The sequence below is a fragment of the Arthrobacter cupressi genome, assembly GCF_900099975.1.
Taxonomy (GTDB): domain Bacteria; phylum Actinomycetota; class Actinomycetes; order Actinomycetales; family Micrococcaceae; genus Arthrobacter; species Arthrobacter cupressi.
Window position 1 is genome coordinate 190,203 of sequence record NZ_FNEI01000004.1, and the last position, 13,683, is coordinate 203,885.

A 13,683-nucleotide genomic window follows, 5' to 3' on the forward strand; every position below is an offset into this window, starting at 1 on the left:
GAATGGCGATGTGGATCATCACTTCTCCTGATGCAGTCAGCCGAACTGGATCCACGTGGTCTTCGGCGCGGTGTAGTTGTCGAACGCATGCAGCGACAGGTCCCGCCCGAAGCCGGACTGCTTGAAGCCGCCGAACGGAGTGGTGTTGCCCAGCGCGTCGACAGTGTTCACCGAGACCGTGCCGGCGAGCAGTTCCCCCGCCACCCGGTGCGCGCGAGAGAGGTTCGAGGTCCACACGGACGCGGCGAGGCCGTAGTCCGTGGCGTTGGCCAGCCGCACCGCCTCGGCTTCGGTGTCGAAGGGCTGGAGCACCGCCACGGGCCCGAAGATCTCCTCGCGGTGGACATCGTGGTCCGCGGGGAGGCCGCCCAGCAGCGTGGGCTCCAAGTACGCGTCGGAGCCGCGGATCTCCCGCCGCTCGCCACCGAAAAGCACCTCGCCGTCGGCGCGGCCGCGCACGATCCAGCGTTCGACGTCGTCGGCGTGCGTGCTGCTGATCAGCGCACCGTTGCCGCCCAGTCCGGCCAGCGGGTCCTCCGGGGCGTAGCCGGCCGCGGCGGTGGCGAGCAGGGCCGCGAACTCGTCGTGGACTTCCCGCTGGACCAGGATCCGGGAGTTCGCCGAGCACACCTGGCCCTGGTTGTAGTACGCCCCAAAGGCGGCCTTGGCGGCCGCGGCGGCGAGGTCCTCGGTGTCCGCGAAGACAATGTTGGAGCTCTTGCCGCCAGCTTCGAGGCTCAGCCGCTTGAGATTGCTGCGGCCGGACGCTTCGAGCAGCGTGCGGGACACGGCCGTGGAGCCGGTGAACGCCAGCGCATCGACGTCCATGTGGTGCGCCAGCGCGGCCCCCACCTCGCGGCCCGAGCCGGTGACGACGTTCAGCACGCCGTCCGGAAGCCCCGCTTCGGCGGCCAGTTCGGCCAGCCGCAGCACGCTCAGGGAGGTCTGCTCGGCAGGCTTGAGGACGAGGGTGTTGCCGGCCGCCAGCGCTGGGGCGAGTTTCCAGACGGCGATTTCCAGCGGGAAGTTCCACGGCACAATGGCAGCCACCACGCCCAGCGGTTCGCGGGTGACGAGCGCGGTGGCTCCCGGCGGCACTGCCGGCAGTTCACCGGCCTGCTTGTCGGCCGCTTCGGCGTACCAGCGCAGCGTGGAGATGGCTCCAGGAACGTCCACGGTGGTGGTCTGCAGGATCGGCTTGCCGCTGTCCAGGGTTTCCAGCAGCGCCAGCTCGTCCGCGTGGCGCTCCATGAGCGCGGCCAGCGCGAGCAGCACACCCTTTCGCGCCTCGGCCCCCACCCGGGACCACGCCGGGAAGGCGCGCCGGGCAGCGGCAACCGCAACGTCGACGTCGGCGCTGCCGCAGGCGGTCAGTTCGGCCAGGAACCGGCCGTCCACGGGGCTGACGGTGGGACGCGGCGGCTGTCCGCCGGCGGCAACCCGGCGTCCGTCAACGAAGGCCCGGCCGTCGATCACGAGGGAATCTGCCTGGCTGCGCCAGTCGAGGGAAAGCGTGGTGTTCATGGTTGCTCCTTGGTTGTGGAAAGGGTTCTACGGTGCAGGCGAAGCGCCACGGAGGCGCCCAACAGGCACGCCAGTTCAACCGCGATGACAGCGAGCATGGAACCCGCGTGGCCGGGCGCCGCCCTTGCGGCCGTTCCGTGATGGCCTCCCGCGCCGGACGATACGAGCAGCATCAGGTGGATGAGGATCATGACGGAGCTCATGGCGAGCAGGTGCCCGGCTGCGCGCCCCGCGCATCGTACCCGGAGGGTCAGCGGCGAAGCGCAGGCCAGGCAGGCCGCGCCCATCGCCGCCATCCACCAGGCCATGGCACCGGCGGGCACGGTCAAGGCGGCAGCAACGTGGGCCGCGGCGCCGGCCGTCACCGAGGTGCCGACGATACCCGCCGGGATCCGGGCGCGGATGAGGCTCCCGGGCTGCCGGGGAATCTGGTCCATGGTTTTTCCTGCCTGCCCGGCGGCGATCAGTCGGGGGACTTTACGCCGGGGCTGTGAGGTGGCTAATATCAATGCGTTGGTTGAACAGTTGTACCATCAAAATCAGACTTCAGGAAGTGCCATGACCCTTCAGACGACCCCCTTGCTCGCGGCGGCCCAGCCCACCGTTGCCCAGCACCCGTTGGAGCAGCTCTCGGCCCGGGAAATCCACGAGGCCCGCCGGATCCTGGCGGACGCCGGCCTGGTGGCCGACACCACCCGCTTCGCCTACCTCGGTCTGGTGGAGCCGCCCAAGTCCGCCCTGTACGCGGACGCCGCCGAAGATGACGCCGGGACCGATTCCCCGGACCGCACGGTCCGCGCGATGCTCTGGGACGCCGGCCTCTCCCGCTCTCTCGACGTCCGGCTGTCCCTGGCCGCCGGAGAAGTCCTGGAACAGCGCGAACTGGATCCCGCCGTCGACGGCCAACTGCCGGTGCTGATCGAAGAATTCGGGATCATCGAGGACATCCTGGCCGCGGACCCGCAGTGGAAGGCCGCCCTCGCGGACCGCGGGCTCACCCCGGAGCAGGTCCGGGTGGCGCCGCTCTCCGCGGGCGTCTTCGAATACGAAAACGAGGAAGGCAAGCGCCTGCTCCGCGGCCTGGGCTTCCGGCAGGACCACCCCGGCGACCACGCCTGGGCGCACCCGCTCGACGGCCTCGTGGCGTTCGTCGATGTGGAGAACCGCCGCGTGGACCACCTGATCGACGACGGCCCCGTGCCGGTCCCGGAGGTCAACGGAAACTACACCGATCCCGCCATCCACGGGGAACTCCGCACCGACCTGAAACCGATCGAGATCACCCAGCCCGAAGGCCCCAGCTTCACGCTGGAAGGCAATCTCCTGAGCTGGGCCGGCTGGGACCTGCGGGTCGGCTTCGACGCCCGCGAGGGCCTGGTGCTGCACCAGCTCCACCACACGCACGCCGGGCGCCGCCGCCCGCTGGTGCACCGCGCATCGATCTCCGAAATGGTGGTCCCCTACGGCGATCCGTCCCCGTACCGGAGCTGGCAGAACTATTTCGACTCCGGCGAATACCTGGTGGGCCGGGACGCGAACTCGCTCAAGCTCGGCTGCGACTGCCTGGGCGAGATCACCTACATGTCCCCCGTGGTGGCCGACGATTTCGGCAACCCGCGCACTATCGAGAACGGCATCTGCATCCACGAGGAGGACGCCGGCATCCTGTGGAAGCACACGGACGAGTGGGCCGGTTCCAACGAGGTGCGCCGCAACCGCCGCCTGGTGGTGTCCTTCTTCACCACGGTGGGCAACTACGATTACGGCTTCTACTGGTACCTCTACCTGGACGGCACCATCGAGTTCGAAGCCAAGGCCACGGGGATCGTGTTCACGGCGGCCCTGCCGGACAATTCCTACGCCTACGCCTCGGAGATCGCCCCCGGCCTGGGCGCACCCTTCCACCAGCACCTTTTCAGCGCCCGCCTGGACATGATGCTCGACGGCGACACGAACCGCGTGGAGGAACTCGACCTCGTGCGCCTCCCGAAGGGTCCCGGCAACCCGCACGGCAACGCCTTCGCCCAGAAGCGCACCCTGCTGGCCCGCGAATCCGAGGCCGTGCGCGACGCCGACGGCAGCAAGGGACGCGCCTGGCACATCAGCAATCCCGAATCGCTGAACCAGCTCGGCCACCCCGTGGGCTACACCCTGTACCCCGAGGGACAGCCCGCGCTGGCCATGGCGGACAACTCCTCCATAGCCTCGCGCGCCGCTTTCGCCCGGCACCACCTCTGGGTCACCCGGCACGCCGAGGACGAACTCTACGCCGCGGGCGACTTCGTCAACCAGCACCCGGGCGGCGCCGGCCTGCCCGCGTACGTGGCGCAGGACCGCGACATCGACGGGCAGGACCTGGTGGTGTGGCACTCCTTCGGCCTGACCCACTTCCCCCGCCCGGAGGACTGGCCCATCATGCCCGTGGACACTACCGGCTTCACGCTGAAGCCGCACGGCTTCTTCGACGCGAACCCCACACTGAACGTGCCACCGTCGTCCGCAGGGCACTGCGCGGCGCGGGATACGGACGCTGCGGCAGCGGCGGAGCCGGCGAAACACTGCCACTGATAAGGTGACGACGGCCGGGCGGTAACACGCATGACCAGGCGCCCGGCCGTCGTCGCACATCCGTCCCGAAAGGAGCAGCATGCCCCGCTTGGTCGACCACCAGGAACGGCGCCGCGCGATCATCGAGACCACGTGGCGGCTGATCGCCGGGCAGGGCATCGAGAACGCCAGCATGCGCGACATCGCCCGGGAATGCGGATACGCCGCCCCAGGCGTGCTGGCCCACTATTTCCCCAACAAGGACGCGCTGCTGCTGGCCTCCTACGAGCTGATCTGCGAGCGCACCAACGAGCGGATCGCCGCCGGCACCAAGGGACGCCGCGGGCTCGCGGCGCTGCGGAGCATGTGCCTGGAAATCATCCCGGCGGATCCGCTCACCGTTGTGGAAGCGCGCGTCGCCGTGTCCTTCTGGCAGCGGGCCCAGACGGAGGACGCACTGCGCGCCGTCGGCCGGGAAGCGCTGCTGCACTGGCGGGGCCTGGTGATGGACTTCCTCGCCCAAGCCGAGCACGACGGCGAATGCGCACCTTTGGCCGATCCGGATGCGGTTGCCGATGAGCTGCTGAACATCATGATGGGCCTGCACGTGACCTCCATGCTGGACCCGGATACGGTTACGGGCTCCCGGCAGCGGCACCTCGTGGAGCGTGCCTTGGCGCGGCTTTCCCTGCAGGCTGCGCGGTCGTCCGGCTAGGCGCGTGCCTCCTGTACCGGTTGTTGCCGGGGTTGTAGGCTCGGGCACTATGGCTCTGCGACTTGTTCAGGTGAATTTCAAGGCACGCGATGACGCGGCGCTTGGCCGGTTCTGGGCCGACGCGCTCGGCTGGGGTGTTTCCAGCGAAGGACCCGGTGTGACCAACGTTGAGCCGGTGGGTTTCGACTGGCCGGATCCCACCGCGCTCTGCATCGATGTGGTTGCTGTTCCCGATCCCGAAACCGTGAAGTACCGCGCCCACCTCGACCTCGCCACCACCTCCGCTGCCCACAAGGATGAGCTAGTGGCCCGCCTGCTGGAGCTCGGCGCCACGCACGCCGACATCGGCCAGGGCGACGTCCCGTGGACGGTCCTGGCCGATCCCGAAGGCAATGTGTTCTGTGTCCTGGAGCCCCGGGAGATCTACCGGGACACCGGCCCGATCGCCACCGTGGTGGTCAACTGCACCGATCCCCGGGCCATGGCCCGGTTCTGGAGCGAGGCCACCGACTGGACCCTGCACGAGGTGGACGACGATCACGCGCGGCTGCGTTCGGCCAGCGGGGTGGGTCCGTACCTGGAACTGCTCCGGACCGAGGGCCCGGAGACGGTGTGGAACCGCGTCCATCTCGACGTGAAACCGTACGCCGGCGACGATCTGGAGGCTGAGGTAGAGCGGTTGCGGGCCCTGGGAGCCAGCGACGCCGATGTCGGCCAGGGTGACGATGTGTCCTGGCGGGTCCTCGCCGACGTCGAGGGCAATGAGTTCTGCGTCCTCGCCCCGGACAAGGCAGGGGTTTCGGGCTGAGGCCCGGTTCCTACGAACGCGCCGCCTTCGCGGCGGCGATCTGGTGCCGGACCGCCTGCGCCACCGCACGCACCCGCGCCGTAGGGCGCTGCGTCCGCAGGTAGGCGACCACGGTCTTCAGTTCCGGCACGTCGTCCCGGATTTCCACCGTGGCCAGCTTGCCGCCGTCGTACGTCAAACCGTGCTGCGGGCGCTGGTGCAGGATCGAATAACCCAGCCCTCGCGCCACGAAGGTGCGCACGGTTTCGTAGCTCGCCGAGCGGAACCTGACGTCCGGTTCCTTGCCGCCCAGCCGGGCGATGGACAGCATGAGGTCGCGGCTGTGCGGCAGGTCCAGCAGCACGAAGGGCTCGTTCTTCAGGGCTGAGAGCTTCACGCTGGCCGCGTCCGCAACCTTGTGGTCCGGGGGTACCGCCAGGTAGGGCCGCGCAGTATCGACCACCGAGGTTGCGATCGCCTCGGGGAGGTCCAGGTCGTAGCAGAGGGCGAGGTCGGCCTGTCCGCTGAGCAGGGCCGCCACGCATCCCGAGGTGTCGGACTCGATGACGTCCACTTCCAGGGCCGGGTGGTCTTCGCGCAGCTTGCTCAGGATGCCCGGGAGCAGGAACGGCGCAAGGGTGCTGAAGCAGGCCACGCGGATGCGGCCGGCCACGCTTTGGGTTTCGCCGCGGGCGTGGTCGAGGCTTTCCTCCACGTGGGCCAGGATGGACTGCGCGTCGCGCAGGAACAGCTCCCCCGCCGGGGTGAGGACCAGTCCCTTGGACCGCTGCCGGATGAAGAACTGGGTGCCCACATGGCGCTCGAGCTGGGCGATCGCGGCCGAGACCGCGGACTGTGCGACGTTCAGCCGGACCGAAGCGCCGGTCATGGACAGCTGGGCCGCGGCTTCTACGAAATACCGCAGTTGGGTGAGCGTGACATCCATTCCACGAGGATACCCGCTTCATCAATTTTTTCGATACAACTGTTCGAAAAGGACTGTTGGACAGATTCGGTCGGCGGAGGGAAGCTGAGTCTCAAGCATCCACCCAGCGAGACGAAGAGGCAGCGGCCAAGTGAAGCATCAGCGCATCCGTACGTTCAACACCAAGGACACCTACCCGGAACAGAACCTCGACAACGACCTTTGCCAGGCCGTCGTGGCCAACGGCGTGGTGTACCTCCGGGGGCAGATCGGGCAGGACCTGGAAACGCGGGAGTCCGTGGGCATCGGGGACGTCGAGGCCCAGGCCGAAAAGGCCATGGCCAACATCGACATGCTGCTCAAGGAAGCCGGCAGCAGCCTCGAGGACATCGTCAAGGTGACTGTCTACATCATCGATCCGCGCTACCGAGAACCCGTGTACCGCACCATGGGCCGCTGGCTGAAGGGCGTGTTCCCGGTGTCCACCGGGATCGTCGTCTCCGCACTGGCCCGGCCCGAGTGGCTCGTGGAAATCGATGCCACCGCCGTGGTTTCCGCCCCGACTTCCACGGAGGGCGCGGCGTGACCTTCAGCATCGCCGCCACCGACGGCAACGGCCGCTTCGGCCTCGCGGTTTCCTCCTCCTCGCCGGCAGTCGCCGCCCGCTGCGCGCACCTGCGCGACGGCGTGGGGGCCGTCAGCTCGCAGAACATCACCGACCCCCGGCTGGGCACCGCCTTGCTTGACCGCCTCCAGGCGGGCTATTCCGCGCAGGAGGCAGTGGACGCCGTCGTGCAGGAATCCCCGGCGGCCGCTTACCGGCAGCTGGTGGTGCTGGACGCCCGCGGCGGATCCGCGGTGTTCAGCGGCGAATATTCGCTGGGCGTGATCGGCGAGGGCCGCGGCCCCAACAGCGTGGCGGCGGGCAACATGCTCGCCGGACCCGGCGTTGTCCAAGCCCTCTGCGATGAGTTCGAGGCCACCACCGGCGGGCTCGAGGTCCGCCTGATGGCTGCCCTGCGGGCCGCCGAGGCAGCCGGCGGTGAAGCGGGGCCCGTACGTTCGGCGGGCCTCTCGGTGGTCTCCGGCCATGGCTGGCGGGACACGGACCTGCGGGTCGACTGGCACGAGGACCCCATCGGTGAGCTCGGCCGGCTGCTAGAGGTCTGGCTTCCGCAGCGCAACGACTACGTGATGCGCGGCCTGGACCCTGCGGCGTCGGTTGGTTACGGGGTGCCGGGCGATGGGCGCTGAGGCAACTGCCCTCGCAGCCGGGACCCGCACGCGGGTCCTCACATCGGTAGCTGCGCAGCAAGCTGCGCTCATCGCGCTCTCCGAAACGCTGCACGCCAACCCGGAGCTCGGCTGGCAGGAGCACTGCGCCGCCGGTTGGACGGCCGCCTACTTGGCCAGCCACGGCTTCGCCGTCGAAGAAGGATACTTGGGCTTCCCGACGGCGGTGCGCGCCGTCGTCGGGAACGGTTCCCGGCGCGTCGGGCTGATGGCGGAGTACGACGCGCTTCCCGGCCTCGGCCACGCCTGCGGACACAACATCATCACCGCGATCTCCTGCGGTGCCGCCGTCGCCCTGGCGGAGTTCGCCGCCGAGCGGGACCTCACCGTGGAGGTCTACGGCACCCCGGCGGAAGAGGGTGGCGGCGGGAAGATCGAGCTGCTGAAGAAGGGCGCGTTCCGCGGCCTGGACCTGGCCATGATGGCCCATCCCAGCCCCGTCGATTCCGCCGAGGCCAAACCCTACGCCGTAGCCCACAACCACGTGGAGTACCGCGGGAAATCGGCCCACGCCGCCGCCTATCCGGAGCAGGGCGTCAACGCCAACGATGCCTTCGTGGTGGCGCAGGTCGCCCTGGGTCTGCTCCGGCAGCAGCTGCCGTCCGGGACCCGGGTCCACGGCATCCAGACCCGAGGCGGCGAGGCGCCCAATGCTATCCCCGAGAAGACCGAGGGCCGCTGGTACGTCCGCGCCGAGTCCCTCGCCCAACTGGGCGAACTGGAGCAACGGGTGCACCGCTGCTTCGAAGCAGGGGCCGTGGCGTCCGGCTGCGAGCTCTCCGTCACTCCGGAGTCCGAGCCGTATTCGGAGTTCCGCACGGACCAGCGGGCCCTGGAGCTGTACACCAAGCACGCGGAATCCCTGGGCCGGGACTTCAACGCACCGCCCGGGCAGGCCACCATGAACCGGGCGTCGACCGACATGGGCAATGTGTCCCAAGTGGTCCCGGCCATCCACCCCTACATCGGCCTGGGCTGCTTCCCCGCGGCCAACCACCAGCCCGAGTTCGCCGCGCATTGTGTCGGGGCGGCCGCCAACCAGGCAATCCACGACGGCGCCGCCGCCCTTGCGCTGACAGCTCTGGACTTCCTGGCGGACCAACCATGACAGATCGAACTTCTTCCCGGGAACCGGGAACCCGTCTGGAGCACGACAGCCTCGGGGAGCGCGCGGTCCCCGAGGGCGCATATTGGGGCATCAGCACCCTGCGGGCCGTCGAAAACTTCCCCGTCAGCGGGCGGACCATCGGCACAATGCGGTCCCTCGTGTGGGGTTTGGGGGCGGTGAAGTACGCGGCGGCACGCGCCAATGAAGGCCTCGGCCTCCTCGAACCCGGCGAGTCCGCGGCCATCCAACAGGCATCCCTGGAGGTGATGGACGGGCTCCTGGACGGCCAGTTCGTGGTGGACGCCATCCAGGGCGGCGCCGGAACCAGCACCAACATGAACGCCAACGAGGTCATCGCCAACCGGGCGCTGGAACTGATGGGCCGTGCCAAGGGCGACTACGCCGCGCTGCATCCGATTGACGACGTGAACCGCAGCCAGTCCACCAACGACGTCTACCCGACGGCCATCAAGATCGCCCTGCAGCGGGAAATCGCCGAGCTCTGCGCCGAACACGCCAGGCTGATCGGTTCCTTCGGGGCCAAGGCCACGGAGTTCTCGGGCATCCTCAAGGTGGGCCGCACCCAGTTGCAGGACGCCGTGCCGATGTCGCTCGGCCAGGAGTTCGGGGCCTTCGCCGAAACCCTTCGTGAAGACGGGAACCGGCTCGAGGAGCTGCTCCCCCACCTGCGCGAATCCAACCTCGGTGCCACGGCCATCGGCACCGGCATCACGGCCCCGCCGGGCTATCGGGACGCCGTCATCGCCGAGCTCAACTCGCTTGCGGGCCTCCGCCTGGTCTCCGCCGCCGATCTGGTGGAGGCCACCGGCGATACCGGCGTCTTCATGCTCGTCTCCGGCGTGTTGAAGCGGGCAGCCGTCAAACTCTCCAAGATCTGCAACGACCTCCGCCTGCTTTCGTCCGGACCGCAGGCCGGCTTCGCGGAGATCTTCCTGCCCGCGGTGCAGGCGGGCTCATCCATCATGCCTGGAAAGGTGAACCCGGTGATCCCGGAGATGGTCAACCAGGTGGCCTTCCGGGTGGTCGGCGCGGACGCTACCGTGACCATGGCCGTCGAGGCCGGCCAGCTTCAGCTCAACGCCTTCGAGCCCGTCATGGCCGACGCCCTCCTGGAATCGATCGCCTGGCTCACGGTCGCGTGCAGGCAACTCCGGACCCATTGTGTTGACGGCATCAGGGCGAACACCCGGATCCTGGAACAGCGCATGCTCTCCTCGGTCAGCGTGGTCACGGGCCTGGCCCCTCTCCTGGGCTACGCGGCCGCAGCGGAACTGGCGAAGGAAGCCCTCGCCACGGACCGGAGCATCGCAGAACTCGTCATCAGGCGCGGCCTGCTGGGTGCACAGGAGACGCAGGATGCCCTGTCGGCGAGGTCATTGGCCGGGCTGGGGTAGCCGGGCAGGATCGATTCCCAGGACCCCGGCTGCGGCGCGGGCCGCGAGGAGTTCGTCGTGCGGGGCCCTGTCCCGCTGGCGGGATGCACCCGTTCCCGCGTCCGGCGATGAGCCGCCGCGCCGTTCTGCGATGCCTGACGCCGACCACGGCCCGGATCAGCCGGGCGAGCATAATGGAGCACGGTGGTGACCATCCTGCGGCTGGGCTCGACCCTGCGTCCCACCAACGCAACGCTCGCTGAAAAAGTCCTCTGAAGGAGAGGTGCCGCCGTGGACGATCCGTCGTTTGTTGATCATGTGGCAGATCGCCTCGCCGCCCTGCCGGGAGTGCGCGCGGTGGCTCTTGGGGGATCGAGGGCAAGCGCCACGCACCGCCCCTCCAGCGACTGGGACTTCGCGCTCTACTACCCCGGTGTTTTCAACCCCGGCGACCTAGGGGCACTGGGCTGGCACGGGACGGTTTCCGAGCTCGGCGGCTGGGGCGGCGGGGTTTTTAACGGCGGGGCGTGGCTTGAGATCGATGGCCGCCGGGTCGACATCCACTATCGGGACCTCGACGTGGTTGAGCACGAACTGGCCGAGGCGCAGCACGGCAGGTTCCACATCGAACCGCTCCTGTTCCACTTGGCCGGAATCCCCAGCTATCTGGTGGTCGCCGAACTCGCCATCAACCGCGTGCTCCGCGGCAACTTGCCGCGCCCGGACTACCCCCGGGCCCTCCGAGAGAACGCCCCGAGGGTCTGGCGCGACAGGGCGGACATGACGCTCGGCTACGCGCGCAACGCCTACGCCGCCACCGGGCGGGTGACCGAGCTCGCCGGCGCCCTTGCAGTCTCCGCCGCGATGACCGCACACGCGGTGCTTGCCACCAGGGGTGAGTGGGTCACCAATGAAAAACGGCTCCTGGAGCGCGCCGGATTGCGCGACATGGACCGGCTCATCAGCGGCCTGCCAGCGGACCCGGCCGGGCTTGAGGATCGGGTTGACCAGGCCATCCGCCACTTCAACGAGGCTTTGACGGAAGCGAAGCCCTAACGCGGGAAAGGGAACTGCCCGCCACCGTTTACAGGTACTCTTCGGCCCGTTCGCGGGCGATCTCCAACAAGGTGGACTGGAACGCAACCTCCGCCGGGGCGTACACCTTGTCCTGGCGTTGGGCCAGCAAGACCCGCCGCCGGGGTGCATCCGGGCCAAGGCTGATGACGCGGACATCGGGGTGCTGGAGGGCAACGGCAGTCTTTGGCACCATGGCTACGCCCATACCGACGCTGACCATGGCCTGGGCCTCCTGGTAGTCGTTGGCCAGGAACCCGATGGCCGGTTCAAAACCGGCCGCATGGGCGGAGCGCTGCAGTACTTCGACCACCGGGTGGGCCTCAGCGCGGACGATCCATGATTCCTTGCGGAGTTCCTCCATCCGGATCTCCTCACGGTCGGCGAGAGGGTGATTGCCGGACACGAGGAGCACAGTGCTTTCCTGAAATACCTCGGTCAAGCGGATGGTGTCGTCGTGGAAGCGATTCCACGGATAGTCCCACAGCAAGCACAGGCCGGTGAGTCCGGACTGCAGATCATTGACGAGTTCATCGAAGCGCGCACTCCGCAGGGACAGGCCAATGGCGGGGTACCGCTTCTTGAAAGCCCTGATGACCAAGGGGAGGAACGATCCGGCAAGGGTCGGGAAGGTGCCCACGGCCAGCGAGCCCCGCTTCAGTCCCGCGATTTGCTCGAGGTCGGCTTGGGCGGCCTTCATTTGCCCCACGATCTTCCGGGCGTGGCCGGCCAGTACTTGGCCCGCTTCCGTGGGTACCACGCCGCGGGAGCGCCGGTTCAGCAGCGGCTGCCCCACCTCCTGCTCAAGCTTCCTGAGTTGCTGGGAAACCGCGGAGGGTGTGTACAGCATCAATTCGGCAGCAGCCGTGATGGACCCTTGCTCCACGACCTCAACCAGCAGTGCCAGGCGCCGGATGTCGAAAAGTCTTTCAGCGTCGTCGTTTAGCATTCCTTCACCCTCCAGTTGGAATGGTTAATTCTATGCATTCTTGCCGTAGGGCTTGCTTCTACCGGTGCCCTCTACGGCGCGGGGCCTTCCTTCGGCGAGGGATCTCTCGGCTTCCTTACAATGAATTAAGCAACCCTACATCCCCTGCTAGATATCCAACATTGTCTTCATTTGTGATCTGGCTCAATCTCGAAGTGTCCCCTTTTTCAGTGGGGCATCGAGAGCAAGGACGAGATCATGAAGATCGAAGCGGAATGGATGCGCGGTGGCACCAGCAAGTGCTGGGTGTTCGAAACGGCACATCTGGAACAGACCCAAACGAGCCCGGATGTGTTGCTTCCGCGGCTCTTTGGCAGTCCCGACCACCGGCAGATCGACGGCGTTGGCGGGGCAACCTCAACAACCAGCAAAGCCATGATCCTCAACCGGCCGTTTGGCGGGGAGGTCGACGTCGAGTTCACCTTCGCGCAAGTGGGCATCGAAGAAGCAGCGGTGGACTGGGGCAGCAACTGCGGCAACTGCTCGGCAGTGGTCGGCCTCTACGCCATCGAAAAAGGCTGGGTGGCGCCGGACGGCGATGTCACCCGAATCGTCACCCGCAACACCAATACCGGCCAGATCATCATCCAGAGGGTGGCCACTCCCTCAGGAGCGCTGCCGATCATGCCTCAAGCACACATGCCTGGTGTACCGTTTCCGGGCCACCAGGTGGGGCTGGGTTTCCAGGATCCCGCGGGCAAAACCACGGGCCGGCTCCTGCCCACCGGATCGGCCTCGGACACGATCACGGCCGGCGGAACCCGCTGGACCGTCTCCATGGTGGACGCCGGAGCACCGGTGGTCATCCTCCGGGCAGAGGAGCTGGGCCTTGACCCGGAGCGGCACGAAAGCTGGTTCGGCGGCGTCGAATTGCAGTTGGAGATCCTGGACCGCATCCGGCGTGAAGCCGCCGTCAGGATGGGCCTCGCAGCAACCGCCGGCGAGGCAGCCCGCGCCGTACCCAAGGTGGCGATCGTCGCTCCCCCCGCCCGCTCCGACAGGGACAGCGACGTCAACGTCATGATGCTCTCCATGGGCAAGCCGCACCCGGCCCTGGCCATCACCGGAAGCATCGCGCTGACCCTTGCCGCCCGGACTCCGGGCACCGTCCTGAACGACTTCATGGGCGGCAATATCCACCCCACCCTGCGCTTGCGCACGCCGGCCGGAGTGATCGAAACCTGGAGCGAGGAGCGGGACGGGTCCCAGTTCGTGGGTGTGGACCGAACAGCCCGCACCATCGCCTCCACCACCATCCACCTTCCCGAGGACGTCGACAGCACTGTCGGCGCCTCCTTCGCCGGCGCCACCAACTGAGCTCGGCTACC

Annotated in this window: 13 protein-coding genes; 9 read left to right on the top strand and 4 right to left on the bottom strand. The window is 68.1% G+C overall.

Features of this window, described 5'->3' with window-relative positions; genetic code table 11:
* Window positions 1-36: 36 nt before the first annotated feature.
* Entirely contained in the window at window positions 37-1,524 is a 1,488-nt protein-coding gene (locus tag BLP88_RS06840) for an aldehyde dehydrogenase family protein (RefSeq protein WP_074587958.1), read from the bottom strand.
* Entirely contained in the window at window positions 1,521-1,961 is a 441-nt protein-coding gene (locus BLP88_RS06845; RefSeq protein WP_074587960.1) for a hypothetical protein, read from the bottom strand. The genes BLP88_RS06840 and BLP88_RS06845 overlap by 4 nt, the downstream gene beginning before the upstream one ends.
* A gap of 121 nt (window positions 1,962-2,082) precedes the next feature.
* Between BLP88_RS06845 and BLP88_RS06850 the strand changes: the two genes are divergently transcribed.
* The 3 genes from BLP88_RS06850 to BLP88_RS06860 all read left to right on the top strand — a co-directional run bounded on the left by BLP88_RS06850 (window position 2,083) and on the right by BLP88_RS06860 (window position 5,594).
* Window positions 2,083-4,092, top strand: coding sequence for a primary-amine oxidase (locus tag BLP88_RS06850; RefSeq protein WP_074587962.1), 2,010 nt, complete (start codon window positions 2,083-2,085; stop codon window positions 4,090-4,092).
* Between the two features lie 79 nt (window positions 4,093-4,171).
* Window positions 4,172-4,786 (top strand): TetR/AcrR family transcriptional regulator, encoded by a 615-nt coding sequence (locus BLP88_RS06855; protein WP_074587963.1) that lies wholly within the window; start codon window positions 4,172-4,174, stop codon window positions 4,784-4,786.
* 49 nt (window positions 4,787-4,835) lie between these two features.
* The gene (locus BLP88_RS06860; protein ID WP_074587965.1) at window positions 4,836-5,594 is read left to right on the top strand and encodes a VOC family protein; all 759 of its coding nucleotides are present in this window, start codon (window positions 4,836-4,838) and stop codon (window positions 5,592-5,594) included.
* A gap of 10 nt (window positions 5,595-5,604) precedes the next feature.
* Here BLP88_RS06860 and BLP88_RS06865 read toward each other — a convergent pair whose 3' ends face one another.
* Window positions 5,605-6,519, bottom strand: a complete 915-nt coding sequence (locus BLP88_RS06865; protein ID WP_074587966.1) for a LysR substrate-binding domain-containing protein — start codon at window positions 6,517-6,519, stop codon at window positions 5,605-5,607.
* Between the two features lie 130 nt (window positions 6,520-6,649).
* Here BLP88_RS06865 and BLP88_RS06870 point away from each other — a divergent pair, with 130 nt between their 5' ends.
* The 5 genes from BLP88_RS06870 to BLP88_RS06890 all read left to right on the top strand — a co-directional run bounded on the left by BLP88_RS06870 (window position 6,650) and on the right by BLP88_RS06890 (window position 11,349).
* On the top strand, window positions 6,650-7,084 hold the full coding sequence (locus BLP88_RS06870; protein WP_074587968.1) for a RidA family protein: 435 nt from the start codon (window positions 6,650-6,652) through the stop codon (window positions 7,082-7,084).
* The gene (locus BLP88_RS06875; RefSeq protein ID WP_074587970.1) at window positions 7,081-7,752 is read left to right on the top strand and encodes a DUF1028 domain-containing protein; all 672 of its coding nucleotides are present in this window, start codon (window positions 7,081-7,083) and stop codon (window positions 7,750-7,752) included. Before BLP88_RS06870 ends, BLP88_RS06875 begins: the two co-directional genes overlap by 4 nt.
* Window positions 7,742-8,899 (top strand): M20 family metallopeptidase, encoded by a 1,158-nt coding sequence (locus tag BLP88_RS06880; protein ID WP_074587971.1) that lies wholly within the window; start codon window positions 7,742-7,744, stop codon window positions 8,897-8,899. Before BLP88_RS06875 ends, BLP88_RS06880 begins: the two co-directional genes overlap by 11 nt.
* A complete protein-coding gene (locus tag BLP88_RS06885; protein ID WP_074587973.1) occupies window positions 8,896-10,314 on the top strand; it encodes an aspartate ammonia-lyase in 1,419 nt (472 codons plus the stop codon). The genes BLP88_RS06880 and BLP88_RS06885 overlap by 4 nt, the downstream gene beginning before the upstream one ends.
* Window positions 10,315-10,611: 297 nt before the next feature.
* The gene (locus BLP88_RS06890; protein WP_217635138.1) at window positions 10,612-11,349 is read left to right on the top strand and encodes a nucleotidyltransferase domain-containing protein; all 738 of its coding nucleotides are present in this window, start codon (window positions 10,612-10,614) and stop codon (window positions 11,347-11,349) included.
* A gap of 28 nt (window positions 11,350-11,377) precedes the next feature.
* On the opposite strand, the gene BLP88_RS06895 is transcribed toward BLP88_RS06890, so the two are convergent.
* Window positions 11,378-12,316, bottom strand: a complete 939-nt coding sequence (locus tag BLP88_RS06895) for a LysR family transcriptional regulator (RefSeq protein ID WP_074587977.1) — start codon at window positions 12,314-12,316, stop codon at window positions 11,378-11,380.
* A 237-nt stretch (window positions 12,317-12,553) separates the two neighbouring features.
* On the opposite strand from BLP88_RS06895, the gene BLP88_RS06900 reads away from it, so the two are divergent.
* Window positions 12,554-13,672, top strand: a complete 1,119-nt coding sequence (locus tag BLP88_RS06900; protein WP_074587978.1) for a PrpF domain-containing protein — start codon at window positions 12,554-12,556, stop codon at window positions 13,670-13,672.
* The last annotated feature ends 11 nt before the right edge of the window (window positions 13,673-13,683 follow it).

Bases quoted from the DNA above. Each gene is read 5' to 3' on its own strand.
- BLP88_RS06855 (WP_074587963.1), top strand. From the start codon at position 4,172: ATGCCCCGCTTGGTCGACCACCAGGAACGGCGCCGCGCGATCATCGAG.
- BLP88_RS06860 (WP_074587965.1), top strand. From the start codon at position 4,836: ATGGCTCTGCGACTTGTTCAGGTGAATTTCAAGGCACGCGATGACGCG.
- BLP88_RS06865 (WP_074587966.1), bottom strand. From the start codon at position 6,519: ATGGATGTCACGCTCACCCAACTGCGGTATTTCGTAGAAGCCGCGGCC.
- BLP88_RS06845 (WP_074587960.1), bottom strand. From the start codon at position 1,961: ATGGACCAGATTCCCCGGCAGCCCGGGAGCCTCATCCGCGCCCGGATC.
- BLP88_RS06880 (WP_074587971.1), top strand. From the start codon at position 7,742: ATGGGCGCTGAGGCAACTGCCCTCGCAGCCGGGACCCGCACGCGGGTC.
- BLP88_RS06885 (WP_074587973.1), top strand. From the start codon at position 8,896: ATGACAGATCGAACTTCTTCCCGGGAACCGGGAACCCGTCTGGAGCAC.
- BLP88_RS06840 (WP_074587958.1), bottom strand. From the start codon at position 1,524: ATGAACACCACGCTTTCCCTCGACTGGCGCAGCCAGGCAGATTCCCTC.
- BLP88_RS06895 (WP_074587977.1), bottom strand. From the start codon at position 12,316: ATGCTAAACGACGACGCTGAAAGACTTTTCGACATCCGGCGCCTGGCA.
- BLP88_RS06850 (WP_074587962.1), top strand. From the start codon at position 2,083: ATGACCCTTCAGACGACCCCCTTGCTCGCGGCGGCCCAGCCCACCGTT.
- BLP88_RS06900 (WP_074587978.1), top strand. From the start codon at position 12,554: ATGAAGATCGAAGCGGAATGGATGCGCGGTGGCACCAGCAAGTGCTGG.